Source organism: Pedobacter sp. SG908, assembly GCF_011759615.1.
In the GTDB taxonomy this organism is placed as follows: Bacteria; Bacteroidota; Bacteroidia; order Sphingobacteriales; family Sphingobacteriaceae; genus Pedobacter; species Pedobacter riviphilus.
Genome location: NZ_JAAOYY010000002.1, coordinates 969396 through 986733, shown reverse-complemented (window position 1 = coordinate 986733; position 17338 = coordinate 969396). Strand labels below are relative to the sequence as shown.

At 38.4% G+C, this 17338-nt stretch carries 17 protein-coding genes; 8 read left to right on the top strand and 9 right to left on the bottom strand.

All coding sequences use genetic code 11. The features are described from left to right. Positions 1-237: 237 nt before the first annotated feature. The 5 genes from FHT21_RS19270 to rsgA all read right to left on the bottom strand — a co-directional run bounded on the left by FHT21_RS19270 (position 238) and on the right by rsgA (position 6888). Positions 238-615 carry a PEGA domain-containing protein gene (locus FHT21_RS19270; protein ID WP_167296346.1) on the bottom strand — a complete coding sequence of 126 codons (378 nt, stop codon included), beginning with the start codon at positions 613-615 and terminating at the stop codon, positions 238-240. 225 nt (positions 616-840) lie between these two features. Next, entirely contained in the window at positions 841-4317 is a 3477-nt protein-coding gene (locus tag FHT21_RS19265) for a preprotein translocase subunit SecA (RefSeq protein WP_167296345.1), read from the bottom strand. Between the two features lie 137 nt (positions 4318-4454). Beyond that, positions 4455-4754: a hypothetical protein gene (locus tag FHT21_RS19260; protein WP_167296344.1), complete on the bottom strand. Its 300-nt coding sequence runs from the start codon at positions 4752-4754 to the stop codon at positions 4455-4457. Positions 4755-4923: 169 nt separating this feature from the next. Beyond that, positions 4924-5877, bottom strand: coding sequence for a Smr/MutS family protein (locus tag FHT21_RS19255; RefSeq protein WP_167296343.1), 954 nt, complete (start codon positions 5875-5877; stop codon positions 4924-4926). Positions 5878-5967: 90 nt separating this feature from the next. Continuing rightward, complete coding sequence (gene rsgA / locus FHT21_RS19250) at positions 5968-6888, bottom strand: ribosome small subunit-dependent GTPase A (protein ID WP_167296342.1); 921 nt, start codon at positions 6886-6888, stop codon at positions 5968-5970. 199 nt (positions 6889-7087) lie between these two features. Here rsgA and fumC point away from each other — a divergent pair, with 199 nt between their 5' ends. The 7 genes from fumC (at position 7088) to FHT21_RS19215 (ending at position 12093) form a co-directional block, all read left to right on the top strand. Further along, entirely contained in the window at positions 7088-8485 is a 1398-nt protein-coding gene (gene fumC, locus FHT21_RS19245; RefSeq protein ID WP_167296341.1) for a class II fumarate hydratase, read from the top strand. Positions 8486-8621: 136 nt separating this feature from the next. Continuing rightward, on the top strand, positions 8622-8972 hold the full coding sequence (locus FHT21_RS19240) for a hypothetical protein (RefSeq protein WP_167296340.1): 351 nt from the start codon (positions 8622-8624) through the stop codon (positions 8970-8972). A 7-nt stretch (positions 8973-8979) separates the two neighbouring features. Continuing rightward, entirely contained in the window at positions 8980-9495 is a 516-nt protein-coding gene (locus tag FHT21_RS19235; RefSeq protein ID WP_167296339.1) for a fumarate hydratase, read from the top strand. Position 9496: 1 nt separating this feature from the next. Further along, the gene (locus FHT21_RS19230; protein WP_167296338.1) at positions 9497-10303 is read left to right on the top strand and encodes a S1/P1 nuclease; all 807 of its coding nucleotides are present in this window, start codon (positions 9497-9499) and stop codon (positions 10301-10303) included. Positions 10304-10425: 122 nt separating this feature from the next. Next, the gene (locus FHT21_RS19225) at positions 10426-10848 is read left to right on the top strand and encodes a hypothetical protein (RefSeq protein WP_167296337.1); all 423 of its coding nucleotides are present in this window, start codon (positions 10426-10428) and stop codon (positions 10846-10848) included. Between the two features lie 2 nt (positions 10849-10850). Then, positions 10851-11285, top strand: coding sequence for a low molecular weight protein-tyrosine-phosphatase (locus FHT21_RS19220; RefSeq protein ID WP_167296336.1), 435 nt, complete (start codon positions 10851-10853; stop codon positions 11283-11285). A 40-nt stretch (positions 11286-11325) separates the two neighbouring features. Next, positions 11326-12093 carry a ThuA domain-containing protein gene (locus FHT21_RS19215; protein WP_167296335.1) on the top strand — a complete coding sequence of 256 codons (768 nt, stop codon included), beginning with the start codon at positions 11326-11328 and terminating at the stop codon, positions 12091-12093. 57 nt (positions 12094-12150) lie between these two features. Here the strand turns inward: FHT21_RS19215 and FHT21_RS19210 are convergent, their stop codons facing one another. Beyond that, positions 12151-12558 (bottom strand): hypothetical protein, encoded by a 408-nt coding sequence (locus FHT21_RS19210; RefSeq protein ID WP_167296334.1) that lies wholly within the window; start codon positions 12556-12558, stop codon positions 12151-12153. A gap of 58 nt (positions 12559-12616) precedes the next feature. Then, on the bottom strand, positions 12617-13294 hold the full coding sequence (locus FHT21_RS19205; RefSeq protein ID WP_167296333.1) for a hypothetical protein: 678 nt from the start codon (positions 13292-13294) through the stop codon (positions 12617-12619). A gap of 163 nt (positions 13295-13457) precedes the next feature. Between FHT21_RS19205 and FHT21_RS19200 the strand changes: the two genes are divergently transcribed. Continuing rightward, positions 13458-14909, top strand: a complete 1452-nt coding sequence (locus FHT21_RS19200) for an alpha-L-fucosidase (RefSeq protein WP_167296332.1) — start codon at positions 13458-13460, stop codon at positions 14907-14909. Between the two features lie 6 nt (positions 14910-14915). Here the strand turns inward: FHT21_RS19200 and FHT21_RS19195 are convergent, their stop codons facing one another. Both FHT21_RS19195 and FHT21_RS19190 read right to left on the bottom strand, forming a co-directional pair. Beyond that, entirely contained in the window at positions 14916-16436 is a 1521-nt protein-coding gene (locus FHT21_RS19195) for a rhomboid family intramembrane serine protease (RefSeq protein ID WP_167296331.1), read from the bottom strand. 6 nt (positions 16437-16442) lie between these two features. Continuing rightward, positions 16443-17192, bottom strand: coding sequence for a methyltransferase domain-containing protein (locus tag FHT21_RS19190; protein ID WP_167296330.1), 750 nt, complete (start codon positions 17190-17192; stop codon positions 16443-16445). Between the last annotated feature and the right edge of the window lie 146 nt (positions 17193-17338).

Genomic DNA, 17338 nt, shown 5'->3' with positions numbered 1-17338 from the left:
CCCGAAGGCTCTGCGAAGCAAAATCTTTTAAAATAGGTAATCGGCCAAGGTTAATTCAAAGATTTCTAAAGTACGGCCGAAAATAAGTTTCTCGAAAAAGATTTCTCCATTCCACTGCCGAGGAAAAATCGGCATGCTTCAGTCGAAATGACGATCAACTTATGTGATGAAAGTAATAAAAAAAGCCAGATTCCTTTCGAAATCCGGCTTTTAGAATTATAACCATTAAGCGATTAATTAATTCGCCTTCTTAGGTTCTAACGTAAATTCATAAACTTTTGGATCATATTTCATCATTGCACCTGTAGCGGCATCAACAGCCCAACCGATCATACCCAATAAGTTTAGTACGGCGACAGGGTTAAAAGTAGTTACGGGCTGGAATGTTTTGGTTTCGTAACCATCAAGTTTCAACGAGATGGTTTGCCCTGTAAATCCTTTTTTTAGAGGTACGGCCATGGGCGTTACCCCTGCTTTAACCCCATCTACTTCGATAGTAGCGGCTGGAGGATTAGAATTGATTTGAACGGTTTGTTTTGTACCCGTAAAAATAGTGGCGCAGCTTGATAGCAGCAATGTCGCTGAAACAGCGGCAATGTTAAAAATTCTTTTCATTTGTGTGTGTTTGTGTGTGTATTTCCTACTCTTATGGCCTTTCGGTTACGCCCCGTTTTTGATGGTTGCCAGACTCCATTTTTAAGTTTATTGGTCATTAAGAAATTGCCTACCGATTTCAAATTGACCGCCCCTAAATATAAGCGTTAATTTGAGAATTAAAAATTTAGTTACAAAAAAAGCCCCAACATTTGTTGAGGCTTGGTAAAACATTATATATCTTGATTATAAATTAGCGCCGTGGCAATTTTTGTACTTTTTGCCGCTACCGCATGGGCAAGGTTCATTTCTGCCAACAGTTGCTTCTTTACGGATTGGCTGCTGTGGAACAGCCTCACGCGTATCGCCAAACTCGATACCTGGCTCTTCTCTACCAAACTCTTGTTTAGTAGTTTGCAACTTTGGCTGTTTTACCGGAGCTGGCGCCTCTCTTACCTGATCTGGCTCTTGCTGAACCGGGATACCACCTTTATATAAGAAACTTACTACTTCTTTATTTACCGCGTTAAGCATGTTTTTAAACAAGTTGAAAGCTTCCATTTTATAAATTACCAACGGATCTTTCTGCTCATAAACCGCGTTTTGTACCGATTGTTTCAAATCATCCATTTCGCGTAAATGTTCTTTCCAGCTATCATCGATTAAGGCTAAAACAATGGTTTTTTCGAATGACCGAACTACTTCTTTTCCTTTATTATCGATTGCTTTCTTCAAATCAACCGCCACCTGAATACCACGGATGCCATCGGTAAACGGAACCACAATCTGTTCGATGTGCTCGCCACGCTCTTGATAAACCTGCGTTAAAACTGGTAATGATTGCTGGATAATCGCTTCAGATTTACGTGCATAAAATGCTTCTGCTTCTTCGAATAACTTTTCAGTCAACTGAGGGATATTGGTTGAAGAAAATTCTTTTTCGGTAATGGCTGTATCTAAAGAGAAGTTTTTGATTACTTCCAGTTTGAAACCATCGTAATTTCCTTCTTGTTTATATTCACTTACGATATCTTCAGCAACATCGAAAACCATGTTGTTCATATCTACATCTAAACGTTCGCCAAATAAAGCGTTTTTACGTTTAGCATAAATTACGGTACGTTGTGAGTTCATCACATCATCGTACTCCAATAAACGTTTACGGATACCAAAGTTATTTTCTTCTACTTTTTTCTGTGCACGCTCGATAGACTTGGTAATCATAGAGTGTTGGATCACTTCCCCATCTTCGATACCCATACGTACCATGATACCAGAGATACGCTCTGAACCAAATAAACGCATTAAGTTATCTTCCAATGAAACAAAGAACTGTGAAGAACCTGGATCGCCCTGACGACCTGCACGACCACGTAACTGCCTGTCTACACGGCGGGATTCGTGACGCTCAGTACCTACAATAGCTAAACCGCCAGCTTCTTTAACACCTGCACCCAATTTAATATCGGTACCACGACCAGCCATGTTGGTTGCAATAGTTACCGTTCCTGCCTGACCAGCTTCGGCAACAATATCGGCCTCTTTCTGGTGCATTTTAGCATTCAATACGTTGTGTTTAATACCACGGAGTTTAAGCATACGGCTTAACAGCTCTGAGATCTCTACAGAGGTTGTACCCACTAATACCGGACGGCCAGCTTTTGGCTCCAATTGCCCTGTTTCAGGATTCACCGCAGGGATCAAACCGCCTTTGGCATCTAATTTAGGTACTGGTCTGCCAGTTTGATCATATTTAATAATCGGTTTTCCATCTTTCTGTTTTACATTACCTTCTTTATCAGTTTCGTATTCAGTCTCGTAATGAGAATATGGGAAAACAAGGTATTGTATCTCTGCTGCAACAGCATTATATTTTTCACGAACGGTACGATAAACGTAATCCTGCTCGTCAATCCTCGAAATATTTCTGTTGGTAGGAATTTCAACCACATCTAATTTATAGATCGACCAAAACTCGCCAGCTTCTGTTGTAGCTGTACCTGTCATACCGCAAAGTTTGTGGTACATACGGAAATAGTTCTGTAAGGTTACGGTTGCATAAGTTTGGGTAGCATCTTCAACCTTTACATTTTCTTTAGCCTCAATTGCCTGGTGTAAACCATCAGAATAACGGCGGCCATCCATAATACGGCCAGTTTGCTCATCAACAATTTTAATCTTTCCTTCATCAATGATGTACTCCACATCAATCTCGAATAAAGTATAAGCTTTTAACAATTGGTTAACCGAATGGATACGTTCTGCTTTAACAGAATAATCGCGCATTAAAGCGTCTTTTTGAATCACTTTTTCTTCTAAAGGAAGATCAGATTTTTCTAATTCTGCTACTTCGGTACCAACATCTGGCAATACGAAGAAATGTGGATCTTCACCCGATTGAGTAATTAACTCAATACCCTTTTCAGTTAATTCAACCTGATTATTCTTCTCATCGATATAGAAATACAATTCAGAATCTACCTTTGGCATATTCTTAGACTGATCTGCCATATAGTGGTTTTCTGTTTTCAACAACAGACCACGCACACCGCTTTCACTTAAAAATTTAATTAAAGCTTTGTTTTTTGGCAAACCACGGTATGCACGTAATAAAGCTAAACCGCCTTCACCTTCTTCGGTTCCGCTGTTACCTGCGTTGATTAACTTTTTCGCTTCGTTTAATGCTTGTGTTACATAAGCTTTCTGTGCATTCACTAAACGTTCGATACGTGGTTTTAATTCATAAAACTCATGTTCATCTCCGCGTGGAATCGGTCCAGAAATAATTAAAGGCGTACGGGCGTCATCAATCAAAACCGAATCGACCTCATCCACCATTGCAAAATGCAGCTTGCGCTGTACCAATTGATCAGGCGTCTGCGACATATTGTCACGCAGGTAATCAAACCCGAACTCATTATTGGTTCCGTAAGTAATATCTGCGGCATAAGCTTTTCTTCTTTCTTCAGAGTTCGGCTCATGTTTATCAATACAATCAACAGTTAAGCCGTGAAACTCGAATAATGGTCCATTCCACTCACTATCACGACGAGCCAGATAATCATTCACCGTTACGATATGTACACCCTGTCCGGCCAACGCATTTAAATAAGCCGGCAATGTACTTACCAGGGTTTTACCCTCACCGGTAGCCATTTCGGCAATTTTACCGCTGTGTAATACAATACCACCAATTAACTGTACATCATAATGTACCATGTTCCAGGCCACTTCTGTTCCAGCAGCATCCCATTTATTAGCCCATTGCGCCTTATCGCCAACAATTTTAACATTGTTTTTTCTTGCCGCGTAATCTCTATCAAACTGGGTTGCGGTAACCTCTAAATAATCGTTTTCGCTTAAACGGCGTGAAGTTTCTTTAATTACAGCAAATGCTTCTGGAAGGATTTCCAAAAGTACTTTCTCCAACTCTGTGTCGCGCTCTTTACCTAAGGCATCAACCTGATCATAAATTGCTGTTTTTTGGTGAAGATCTAAATCTTCGCTCTCTGCTTCAGCCTTTAGTGCCGAAATTTTCTCGTCAATAGCGGTTAAAAAACTAGAAATCTTGTCTTTAAATTCTGTGGTCTTACCACGTAACTCGTCGTTGCTAAGCGCAGACAGTTTACTGTAGTGTTCGTTAATTTTAACAACCAATGGCTGAATAGCCTTTATATCTCTTTCTGATTTACTTCCGAAAATCTTCGCTAAAAATCCTAACATTATAATATTTTAAATCGTATTTATTATTGAAAAATGGTGTGTTACAACAACCAAGCCATTGTCTTTCTTAAGTCAGTTTGGCAGTTGTTGATATAAATGGGGCATAAAATCTTCTAAAAAGATCTTTCCGAAAAAATTTAGGGGCTGTTGTTCTTCGGTTTTTTCCTGATTGTTAAATCAGCAATCACCTGGTTTACACTCACATATTTTGCAACTTTTAATGGGGTTTGGGTTCCGATTAAAGCTAAAGTGGTGTATGATAATAAATAAGGGTTACGGTCTTCGTTTAGTTGAACCGAGGTTTTGCCGCTTGCATTAACGCTAATATTATGCTCATTGCAATATTCGTTTAATATCCTTAACCCTTCAACACGTTCGGCTTTTGCCAAATGTGTTAAGCTAAAAAATACAAGCGATATGGTAACCAGGTGTTTCATTAATTGCGGCAAAGCTAGTTTTAATCTTTTATAAAAAGAAATTACATTGTTGCAAAAAGCATACCTTGATCTTCTTGTCGTTCTGAAAATGGTGAAGAATGTTTAATCCATTGGGTAGATTCTGAAACAAGTTCAGAATGACGGGTCGCATAAGAAATACTCTTCTCCGTTACTTAAAAACCACTTCTGTAGCCCCATAACCAAATTTTTCTTTCCTGGCATCCATATATGTTTTTACATGGGGATTTTTGCTAATTAATTTATGAATTTTATCTCTTAAGGTACCGTTGCCCGAACCATGGATAAAAACGATCTTATCGAAATGATGTACAACTGCTGCATCCATTGCAGTTTGAAAATGATTGATCTGTATCTGTAACATTTCATCCGCTTCTAAAAAATGATGGTCGTCTCTTAGTTTCTCGATGTGCAGATCGATTTCTTTTTGAGGGGCTGCTACCGTTTTTTTCTCTTCAGTTGATTTGAAAAAACTTTCCTTCAACTTCTGTGGATCGATGGTTACCGGAACAAGATCATCCAAACGGATCAACCAACCTTTGTTTTTTAATTGAGGTAACTCCTTTTGCTCTGTACTAAAATCTTTTGCCCTAAACTTTTTACGGATTACCAATGGATCGATAGGTTTTACATCAGCTTTGCTAAACACTAAAACCTGAAAATTAAATTCTGGCCAAAGATCAAGATCGGCCAAGGAAGCAGAATAAACTAAAGTGGAGCCATAAGATTCAATTATCCCATGAAAAGCACCCGCATATTTTTCTTTACGCTCGGTGATTAAGCTTACGAGTAAAATATTTGGAGAATGGTTCTGCAGGTGAAAATGCACTACATTACCAGCCTTATCATCGGTAGCCACAGCTATATAAATACCATTTTCGATTTTGTTAATGCTGGGGATATTTACCTGGATGGGTTTTGGCGCATCTAATTCTTCAGCTACCACACCATGGCCATGTACAGAAGTTAAATTACTCACCGCAACAGGTATCTCAAAACCATCTTCATCGGTAACCCCTAAAGTTTGCGCATCGATAATTTTGGTTACATAACCTTCACGTTTCTCATCAACAAAACGCACAAAATCTCCTAATTTGAATTTCATAGCCCCTAAATCCCCTAAAGGGGAATCTCCATATATTTAGTAATAGTTATTAATTTATTCAACTTTTCAGCACCTTTCAGGGGCTGGAGGCTAATGTCGCGTATCGTTTCCGTGGTAAATACTCAGGTAACTTTCATATCTTGAAACCGCAATTTCACCTTCATTTACGGCTTCAATAACGGCACAGCCTGGTTCGTTAATATGCCTGCAGTTATTAAAGCGGCAATTGTGCGAAGTTTTAAAGATTTCTCTAAAAAAATGGCCCAATTCTTCTTTTTCGATGTCTATTACACCAAGTTCTCTGATACCGGGAGAATCTACAATAAAACCGCCTTGTGGTAATTCAAACATTTCGGCAAAAGTGGTGGTATGTTGCCCTTTATCGCTCCAATCCGATACCTCTCCTGTTCTTAAATCACGATCGGGCATTAAAGCATTGATCAAACTTGATTTCCCTACTCCCGAATGTCCAGAAATTAAGGTAATCTTATCGGTAATCAACTCCTGAATAACAGGAATGTTAATACCCTTTAAAGCAGAAACTTCGTAACAGGCATAGCCGATATTTTCGTAAATATCTTTAAACTCCTGGAGAATTTCTAACCCCTCTTTACTAAAAAGATCGAGTTTATTAAATACCAATACAGCGGGCACATCATAAGCTTCTGCAGTAACCAAAAAACGATCGATAAAACCCAAAGAAGTACGGGGCGAAGCAAGTGTAACCACCAACATGGCCATATCCAAATTAGCAGCTAATATTTGCGCCTGCTTGCTCAGGTTGATTGATTTGCGGATGATATAGTTTTTACGGGGCAACATTTCGTGTATCAAACCCTGGTTGCTATCCCGTTCCAGATCAAATTTCACCCTGTCGCCAACCGCAATCGGATTGGTGGTTTTAAGTCCTTTAATCCTAAATTTCCCTACAATCCGGCAATCATAGCGTTCGCCATTATCGGCCAAAACACTATACCAGCTCCCTGTAGATTTAATAACTAATCCCTGCATATTTGCGGTAAAGGTATGAATATGATTCCATTGGTAGAAGCGGCTAACCAGGATAAAAGTTTGTACATTAATGATGAAGAATAAAAAGGAATAGAGACATTTCGGCGATATATTTTCTTATCCATTAAATATCTTACATAAATCCAACGCTTTAAAAGGCAAAAAACCTAAATTTGCGACAACAAAAATCAAAAATATAATGAGTTTCAGAATAGAACACGATACCATGGGCGAGGTGCAGGTACCAGCCGACAAATACTGGGGTGCACAAACCGAACGCTCACGCAATAACTTCAAAATCGGGCCGGAAGGTTCGATGCCAAAAGAAATTATCCACGCTTTTGGATATCTGAAAAAAGCGGCTGCCCTTGCTAATACCGAACTGGGCGTATTATCAGCAGAAAAAGCCGATTTAATTGCTAAAGCTTGTGATGAAATTATTGCAGGACAGTTAGATGATCAATTCCCTTTGGTAATCTGGCAAACTGGTTCTGGCACACAAAGCAACATGAATGGTAACGAAGTAATCGCAAATCGTGCTCATGTGATTAACGGCGGTTCATTAGCTGACGATAAAAAAGTACTTCACCCTAATGATGATGTAAATAAATCACAGTCATCAAACGATACTTACCCAACTGCAATGCACATTGCAGCCTATAAACTTACTGTAGAAAATACCATTCCTGGCTTAACCCATTTAAGAAACGCTTTGGCTAAAAAGGTTGAGGAATTTGCTGGAATTACCAAAACCGGACGTACCCACTTTATGGATGCTACGCCTCTTACTTTAGGCCAGGAATTTTCGGGTTATGTACAACAGATTGACAACAGCATCAGAGCCATTAAAAATGCTTTGGTAATGGTTGCAGAGCTGGCTTTGGGCGGAACCGCAGTGGGTACAGGTTTAAATACCCCAAAAGGATACGATGTTTTAGTCGCTAAAAAAATTGCCGATTTAACCGGATTACCATTTGTTACCGCTCCAAATAAATTTGAAGCCTTGGCAGCGCATGATGCAATGGTAGAGCTTTCTGGTGCATTAAAACGTACGGCAGTTGCCTTAATGAAAGTGGCTAACGATGTAAGAATGTTAAGTTCTGGCCCACGTTGCGGCATTGGCGAAATTGTGATTCCTGATAACGAACCTGGATCTTCTATTATGCCGGGAAAAGTTAATCCTACACAACCAGAGGCATTAACGATGGTTTGTGCACAGGTAATTGGTAACGATGTGGCGGTTTCAGTAGGTGGAATGTCAGGTCATTTTGAACTTAACGTATTTAAACCCCTTATTGCCGCTAATGTTTTACAGTCGGCCCGTTTAATAGGCGATGCCTGTGTTTCTTTCACCGATAAATGTGCTGAAGGAATTACCGCTAACTTGCCAGAAATTGAGAAACATTTACAGAATTCTTTGATGTTGGTTACGGCTTTAAATCCGCATGTGGGTTACGAAAATGCAGCCAAAATTGCAAAGAAAGCCCATAAAGAAAATAAAACCTTAAAAGCAGCTGCTGTAGAATTGGGATTATTAACCAACGAACAGTTTGATGAGTGGGTTCGGCCGGAAGATATGGTTGGCAGCTTGAAATAAGCTAATTACATAAACGGTAGTCATCCTGATCCCGGTATAAATCGGGATCAGGATCTTTCCAGTACTAAAAGATGCTGAAACGAGTTCAGCATGACGCTCCGACTTTACAACACAGGTTAATTAAAACATAGGCAAAATGAATTCATTACTCTCTACATTAGTCAACTTGATATCTATCATTTCGCCAGTTATCATATTTGGTGCCTGCTGTTATTTTTTATCAAAAAAATCTGCTGTTGAGGCGATTTTAATGACCATTGGTTCAGGAATCGCTTTACTAACAACCTTATTTTATAGTGTTTTAATGCCTTTTTTATTAGGAGATAGACATTTGGTTTATACTGATGTTTCTAAATATTATACCTTAATTGGCGTCATTAGCTTTATAGCCAGTCTTTGTTTTGCAGCCGGCTTTTTAATCCTGATTATCAATACCATTAAAAAGAATACTGTAACACACGATCAATTTCCTAAAAGCATCGATTAATAGTACAATGAACAAGCTGCACCCAGGTTTAAAGAATTTCTACATCATCCTTTTTACATTGTCTATCTTACATGTAGCTTGTAGTCCGCGACCTAATATTCAAGGTAAAGGCGAAGATTTTATGCAGGGCGTTTGGAATGAAGATTCTATCGCTTTTAGCAATAAACTGAGCAACTACACACAGCACCATTTCAAATTTACCTGCGATTCGGTTTATGTTGATATGGTTACCCACAGCAAAGTAAATTTTTACGAAGATTCCTGCTACAACAATGGTATTTGGAAAGAATATGCCAAAGGTGTTTATGCGGTTAGGGGTGATACTTTATTTATAGGCGCCACCTTTACACATGCTAACTATAAACAGAAAATATCGGGATGTTACCGCATCGGCAGGTACGACAAGAACTTCCTGATCAAAAAAAAATCTGCAGATTCGTTATTTTTGGAAAGTTTAAGCGATCAGCGTGAAATTAAGCTGACACTTAAAGAAAAAATTACCTGCATACAAAAAGAATTATAAAATGATTTTAACATCAATAAAAAAGAAATTAACCTCTGCTTTAGCTATTGGTTTTTTAGCCTATTTACCTATTCAGGCAAATGCCTGGGGTACAATTGGTCATCGCGTAGTTGGCGAAATTGCCGATAGTTATTTAAAGGCTAAAACACGCAAGGCTATTCAAAGTATTTTAGGTTATGAAACTTTGGCTATGAGTGCCAATTGGGGCGATTTTATTAAATCGGATTCTACCTATAACTATATGTACAACTGGCATTTTGTTAATCTTCCGGCAGGATTAGATAAAAATGGTGTATATCAATTTTTGGACACTGAAAAAACACCTAATCTTTACAATAAAATCCCTGATTTAATTGCCATTTTAAAAAAAACAAGCAGTACTGCAGCCGAAAAAAAACTAGCCCTACGCATGTTGGTTCACCTGGCAGGCGATTTGTGCCAGCCTATGCATGTTGCACGTAAGGATGATTTGGGCGGTAACCGCATTTCGGTATTATGGTTCAATGAAAAATCGAATATCCACAGGGTTTGGGATGAACAGCTTATCGAGTATCAGCAGTTGAGCTATACAGAATATGCGAAGGCAATCAATCATCCTTCGGCAATTCAGTTGTATAACTGGCAAAACACAGACCTTAAAGATTGCATTTATGAATCGTACGGTATTTGCAATAAAATTTATGAAAACACCAAACCTGATACTAAATTAAGCTACCGTTATAATTTTGACTGGGTTGACACCCTTAACGAGCAGTTATTAAAAGGTGGTGTTCGATTGGCGAAAATGTTAAACGATATCTATGGATAAGCCTTTCTGATAAAATATCAAATGCCCCAATGTTACCAAGCTTGGGGCATTTTTTTTGCCTGTGTAGCGTATTAACCAGGAGGTTCGTTTATGAGGTATAAACTAACAACAATTATAAACCGATGAAAAAATTACTACTGATTTTAACCGTTTGTCTGGCATTTGGTTGTAAAAAAGATCTCGACAAAACATTAACAAAAAAAGACTGGCGCATCGAATCGGTTACGGTTAGCCCAGCAATGACCATTGGCCAAAAAACGAGCACCAACTATATAGAACTGATGGGACCAAGCAGTTGTATAAGTAACGCTATGATCTCTTTTTCTAAAGATGGCACATACACTTCAGGTTCCAATGGTGCGCTTTGCGATTTGAAACCTGATGCAAGTATTAAAACCTGGAGAAGAGATGGCGATCAGATTTTTTTATCTTATGCGCCACAATCGCCATTCATATTAAGTGGAGATAAACTTACCCAAACCACTTCTACCCCACCACAAGGAGGAATTATTTATACATTTGTTTTTGTATATAAATCTAAATAGTATTGAAAATTTTAATGGTCTGCCTCGGTAACATCTGCCGCTCGCCACTGGCCGAAGGCATTATGCGCCATCTGGCAGATAAACAAAACTTAAACTGGGAAATTGCTTCGGCAGGAACAGGCAATTGGCATATCGGCAAAGCCCCCGACCACAGGAGTATTTCTGCAGCGAAAGCGCTTGGTTACGATATTAGCAAACAGCGGGCACAACAATTTAACCACTCTATGTTTGCTAAATACGATCTGATTTTGGTTATGGACAGGAATAATTTAGCCGATGTTAAAAACCTTGCTAAAAGCGAGGAAGAACGAAAAAAGGTTAAACTTTTTCTTGATAACGACGAAGTTACAGACCCATATTGGGATAATGCCCTATTTAACCCCGTTTGCAGACAGGTTGAAGAAAGATGTATAGAAATTATCAAACAACTTTCTTAAATTTAAAGCTCAATATCCATCACTAACCAAGCTAACAAAAATGAAAAAGTACCTGTCCCTATGTTTATTAATTGCCTCCGTTTTTTTATTCCAAAGCTATACTGCCGCTAAGAAATCGGCAAAGGTTTTAGTTTTTTCCAAAACCAAAGGTTTTAGGCACAACTCTATTGAAACCGGAAAAGAAGTTATCCAAAAATTAGGCACAGCGCATCATTTTGAAGTAGATACCACCGAAAATGCTGATCTGTTTACAGAAGATAACCTTAAAAAATATGCCGCTGTTATTTTTCTAAATACAACAGGCGATGTTTTAGATAATAAACAACAGGTAGCTTTCGAGAGATATATCCAGGCAGGCGGAGGTTATGTAGGCATACATGCTGCAACCGATACTGAATACGATTGGCCTTGGTATGGTAAATTGGCTGGCGCCTATTTCATCAGTCATCCAGCTGTTCAGGAAGCTAAATTTATTGTTAAAGATAAAAAACATCCAGCCACTAAATTCCTTACTGATTCGATATGGATGAGAAAGGATGAACTATATAACTTTAAGGATATCAATCCAGATATTAAAGTGCTGATCACCTTAGACGAGAAATCGTATACTGGTGGTAAAAATGGCGATTTCCATCCTTTTAGCTGGTACCACAATTTTGATGGCGGAAGAGCTTTCTACACTTGTATGGGCCATACTAAAGAAGGCTGGGCTGATGATAAATTTCAGAACCATTTATGGGGCGGTATTGAATATGCCATTGGCAACCAAAAGAAATTAGATTACAGCAAAGCGCATTCAAAATTATAAGAATAAGGTTGAGCTTACCAGAATAATTAGCCAGTGCGCTCAACCTTTAATTCATACCTAATAAAACAACTGCGAAAGTACATTGCTTGCACTAGGCGCTGCAGGTTTTAAAGAAGTAAACTTTGCCAATTGTGCTACGGTTAAAGCGGTTCCCAGTTTCGATTTCAATCCAGAAAACAATTTACCAAATTTGCTTTGATAAGCAGCAGGATCTGTTTTTTGAGTAGCCATAATTGTTGCTTTCTGCACCAGAAAATCTTTCACAATTGTAGTTACAGTTGGTTTTTGAGCCGGAGTTAAACTTAAGGAAGGGCTAAGTTTACCAATAATGCCCGAGGTTAAACTTGACACATCGAAACCCGTGCTTGCTGCTGCTGCAGATCCAACTTTACTTAAAATACTTTGTGCATTAGATGCAAAGTTCAGGCCCAATATGAAGGCAGATAAAATCAATATTTTTTTCATTTCAACAGTTATATATTTAACTAAGATAAACAATTTACACCTTTTAGGAATGAATATTTTATGAAGTTCTGACTTTTTTCAGGTTAGTCAAATAAATATAATTCAGCATACAGAAAGAAGCTACAGCCCCAAAAGTATGCCATAAAAAGTGCGTACCTATTGCAAACACATCCCATTTATCGGCAATACGGAAAGTTAGTGCGAATATGAAAGCAATTAGGGCAAAGCCAACCCATTTGCCATTTTTCCACTCCGTTTTGATTAAATAGCCAAATACCGGAAATAAAACCAGCGCGGCCATAAAAGCATAATTGATATTGATGAAAATCTGAAAATCGCCATTATTAAAAAGCTTTCGGACATAAAATTGAAAGAAAGCATATACCGCTACAATTAAAACAGCAAAATACCATTTGGTTAGTTTAGAAAGAAAGTAGACACCAGCCGAAAGGCACAGAAGCATAATCGGCATCCAATCCATCATGATAAAGATTGGCCACCGCCTTAGCCCATGGTAAGTAGTCCCTCCTATTCCGCCTATATAAAGTAAAACCAAGACAATGGTTAGAAAGGTATGCTGTTTAAAATTACCCCAAATTTTTATTGTCCAATACACTGCAATAGCTAAAAAGAAGCAACTTGTTATGGTATTAAATGGTTCAGGAAAAAGCTGACTAAGGTTAGTTTCTGTATATATTGTCCCTCCATCGGGAGGGGTCTGGATAAAAGCGTTCATAAATAATTAACGTAAACTGAAATTAAATGTTTGATGAATCCATGTAACGATCAAGATGTAAAAATAATTTCGTGTTTACATTTTCAGGAGGTTAAATATTGGTTAACTCTTACCTTACCAATGGGAATTATTTGTACTTTAGTTTTATCTAAGCTATACTATTATGAAACGGTTATTGATTCTTTTTTTGCTTCTTTCGTCGGCTATTTATGCCCAAACACCTCCTCAACCTTATGGTGCATTACCATCAAACAGGCAGTTGGCCTGGCATGATATCGAGGTTTATGGTTTAATCCATTTTACACCAACTACCTTCGAAAATAAAGAGTGGGGCTATGGTGATGCTGACTCGAAAACATTCAACCCGACAGATTTTAATGCTGAGCAGATCGTTAAAGCCGCTAAAGCAGGTGGTTTGAAAGGGATTATTTTAGTAGCCAAACACCATGATGGATTTGCTTTATGGCCAACTAAAACGACTGAATATAATATCAGTAAAAGTCCGTTCAGAGGGGGAAAGGGAAATTTAGTTAAAGAAGTAGAACAGGCTGTACGTAAAAACGGTTTAAAATTTGGCGTTTATTGCTCACCATGGGACAGGAACAATCCGCTTTATGGAACAGATAAATATCTTTCCATTTACCAGGCCCAGTTAAAAGAACTTTACAGCAATTTTGGCGAACTTTTTATGAGCTGGCATGATGGCGCTAATGGTGGCGATGGCTATTATGGCGGCGCTAAAGAAAAACGCGCTATAGATAACACTACCTATTACGATTGGAAAAACACCTGGGCTATTACCCGTAAAATGCAACCAATGGCCAATATTTTTAGCGATATCGGTTTAGATATCCGCTGGGTAGGTAATGAGGATGGACATGCTGCACCAACCTCTTGGGCAACTTTCACTCCGATGGCCCCGGATGGAAAAAGTGTAGCCGTGCCTGGGCAGGCAAATTATCCGCAAAGTCCTGAAGGAATACGAAATGGTAAATTCTGGATGCCGGCAGAATGCGATGTTCCTTTAAGAAAAGGATGGTTTTACCATGCCAACGAAAAACCTAAAACCCCAGAAACTTTATTCGATCTGTATTTAAAAAGTGTTGGCCGTGGTGCAGGTTTAGATCTTGGTTTAGCACCCGATACCCGCGGTCAACTTCATGATGATGACGTTGCGGCACTGAAAACTTTTGGCAATATGGTTAAACATACTTTCGAGAATAACCTGGCCAAAAATGCATCGATTAAAGCAAGCAATAGCAGAGGCAAAAAGTACGATGTTACTGCCCTGCTTGATGGAAAAAGGGAGAGTTACTGGGCTACTCAGGACGATATCCATCAGGCAAGTTTAGAACTAGATTTAAAAGCAGCCAAAACCTTTGATATCATTAGCCTACAAGAGTATATTCCGTTGGGTCAGCGAATCGAGGCTTACACCATCGAGGTATTTGAAAACAATGCCTGGAAAAAAGTTTATGATGGCACGAGCATTGGTGCAAAACGTTTAATTAAATTAGATAGTCAGGTTACCACTAATAAAGTAAAAATAAATATTACAAAATCTCCGGTTTGTATTACACTGAGTGAAATTGGGTTATATAAAAAAGCTGGATAAGTTAATCTATTTGTAAAGTATCTCGAATACACTTCCTAACGCAGTAGAAGTTTCTTTACTGTAACGATAAGTGCTATCGGCCTTGATGTCTCTGTACATGAGCATCACGGCCCGATAGGATGCTTTACTCAGTTTTATTTTTTCATTGCGTTCTTTAACATCCTCAGGTCTTAAATTTAAAGCCTGCATCTGTTTAATCACGACCAAATTTCTTTCGGTAGGAATAATACCATCTTGTTTGATGTAAGCTAATTTAACATCTTTTGGCAAAGAAATTTTCAAGTTCATAATACCATTAAGCGATCGCAAATTACCATTAAAAGTATCGCTTAATTTGCGGTATTCTTCAGTGCCGTATTTTGGATTAAAGTAAATTACCCCACTAAAGAACATCAGGAATAAAAGGATCGAAACGGCATATCTTGTCCAGGTTTTAACTTCGAATGTTTTGTCCCATTTATAATTAAGGAGATAAGCAAAAATAAATCCAGATACAAAACCGCCTATATGCGCGGCATTATCTACCCTTTGGCCAAAAGCACCGTTCACCAGTACCAGTAAGGAAACAATCAATGTACTTACCAACAATGCTTTGGTGGCTTTTGGTTCGAAAGTTTTGGTAAGCAGAAGCGCAATAAAAGCACCATACAAGCCCATAATGGCTCCAGACGCACCCATCATAACCCCCTCTTGGTGAAAAATCAAACTCAACAGCCCTCCACAAATACCGCTAACCAAATAGATAAATAGATATTTTTTCCAGCCCAGTTTATTCTCGATCATTAAACCAAGGTAAACCAGGGCATACATATTAAAAAACAAATGCGACTTAGACCCATGAATAAACTGATAGCTAATTAAACGCCAATATTCGCCGCCCAACACGAGATTACGCTGATTAACCCCAAAATTTAACGCTATCTTTTTTAGTTCTTCTATAAAATCGGGATCATAACTGCTTCCATTTCTTACAAACTGATACCTCAGGTACACTATCGAGAAAAGAACAAGTGCTATGTAGTAAAAGATATTTAGAAGTACCAAAATTGGCGTAGCCGTATAGCCTTTTTGAGGAAAAAACAGGAACAGCACATTTTTGATCTTGTTTTTTGTTGCTAAAGGCGCTTTCTCAAAATACTGATCATCCTGAGTTGCAATAAACTGGTGAAACTTCTGTAAACTTTCTTCCCAAACATCTTTGAGGTGAAACTCTACATATTCGAACTCGTGAAAAAACTTATCGAGGTTTGCATCATTTTTACCGTAATCATTGAAAAGCATTTGAATACCTACACACTCACTTTTTACTACAGCGAAATTCCCATGGATACGGATAGATATTTCCTCGCTATACGATTGGAAGGATATTGGCGTGTAAGCAATTAGCCCACTTTCTGATACGTGACTAAGGCTCCAACCGAGATTTTCGATGGCCTGCCTGGCAATGATTAGATATTTATCTGCCGGAAAATCGGCTAAAGGAATAAATTTTTCAATTTTAGGCGAGTACCCCCAACTGATTAACATAGCGCGTTATATTTTTTTCGCTACTAAGATAATATAAGGTGATAGATTTTTGCTTTCGAATGGAATAATCTTTGTAAATACTTTTCCAGTCAGCCAAACTGCCTTTTTAAATAGGCGAACGCCTGCAGATTTCTGACTTTCATTTTCCAACCACACACTAAAACGACCAAAATAACCCGATTTTACTTCTTTAAGTCCGGCTTGCTCGCAGATCGACTTTAACAGTGCCGGATCCATGCTATTGATATTGTGTTTATCGTAATTTTCTCTATCGAAATTCTTTTGGAACCAGCCGTTTACCGCCTTAAAATTTGGTAGCGTGATAAACAAGGTGCCGCCCGGTTTTACAAAAGCAATGTGGCGGTTAATAATATCTGCAGTATCGTTAAAATGCTCAATTAAACCGCAGCTTAGCACAAGATCATACTGCTTTTCAGGTGTGTAATTAAAAAGATCGGTTTCGATAATGTGAATATCCTTTTCGGTTAAGCCGTTCTTTTCCAAAAGCTCGTTTACAACCGGTGGATGAACAAAATAATCGAGCAGGGTAACATCAAGCTGAAAATATTTTTTTAGGAATACGGCATAATAACCAGGGAAACCACCCAATTCGATAGCAGTTTTAACATTATCTTTCTGAATAACATCTGCCAGTTGCTGATGAAATAAATAATTTGAAGGTAACTGAACCGCTAGTCCTTTTTTACTTTCCCAATAATTTACCCAAAAAGCCCTGTCGGTTAATAAATTTGCCATGTTTTAAATAATTCCAACCTCAAAGAAACGGAAAGTATATTAAAGTTGAAAGGTTTGCCTTGCTGGATTGCCCAAATTGTTGTTATTGTTTGGTAGTGAATAGAAGCAAAGTTGTTTTATTGCAAGAACTGTTACAATATAACAGT

Coding starts and splice junctions, on each gene's coding strand:
- FHT21_RS19270 (WP_167296346.1), bottom strand. CDS start 615: ATGAAAAGAATTTTTAACATTGCCGCTGTTTCAGCGACATTGCTGCTA.
- FHT21_RS19265 (WP_167296345.1), bottom strand. CDS start 4,317: ATGTTAGGATTTTTAGCGAAGATTTTCGGAAGTAAATCAGAAAGAGAT.
- FHT21_RS19260 (WP_167296344.1), bottom strand. CDS start 4,754: ATGAAACACCTGGTTACCATATCGCTTGTATTTTTTAGCTTAACACAT.
- FHT21_RS19255 (WP_167296343.1), bottom strand. CDS start 5,877: ATGAAATTCAAATTAGGAGATTTTGTGCGTTTTGTTGATGAGAAACGT.
- rsgA (WP_167296342.1), bottom strand. CDS start 6,888: ATGCAGGGATTAGTTATTAAATCTACAGGGAGCTGGTATAGTGTTTTG.
- fumC (WP_167296341.1), top strand. CDS start 7,088: ATGAGTTTCAGAATAGAACACGATACCATGGGCGAGGTGCAGGTACCA.
- FHT21_RS19240 (WP_167296340.1), top strand. CDS start 8,622: ATGAATTCATTACTCTCTACATTAGTCAACTTGATATCTATCATTTCG.
- FHT21_RS19235 (WP_167296339.1), top strand. CDS start 8,980: ATGAACAAGCTGCACCCAGGTTTAAAGAATTTCTACATCATCCTTTTT.
- FHT21_RS19230 (WP_167296338.1), top strand. CDS start 9,497: ATGATTTTAACATCAATAAAAAAGAAATTAACCTCTGCTTTAGCTATT.
- FHT21_RS19225 (WP_167296337.1), top strand. CDS start 10,426: ATGAAAAAATTACTACTGATTTTAACCGTTTGTCTGGCATTTGGTTGT.
- FHT21_RS19215 (WP_167296335.1), top strand. CDS start 11,326: ATGAAAAAGTACCTGTCCCTATGTTTATTAATTGCCTCCGTTTTTTTA.
- FHT21_RS19210 (WP_167296334.1), bottom strand. CDS start 12,558: ATGAAAAAAATATTGATTTTATCTGCCTTCATATTGGGCCTGAACTTT.
- FHT21_RS19205 (WP_167296333.1), bottom strand. CDS start 13,294: ATGAACGCTTTTATCCAGACCCCTCCCGATGGAGGGACAATATATACA.
- FHT21_RS19200 (WP_167296332.1), top strand. CDS start 13,458: ATGAAACGGTTATTGATTCTTTTTTTGCTTCTTTCGTCGGCTATTTAT.
- FHT21_RS19195 (WP_167296331.1), bottom strand. CDS start 16,436: ATGTTAATCAGTTGGGGGTACTCGCCTAAAATTGAAAAATTTATTCCT.
- FHT21_RS19190 (WP_167296330.1), bottom strand. CDS start 17,192: ATGGCAAATTTATTAACCGACAGGGCTTTTTGGGTAAATTATTGGGAA.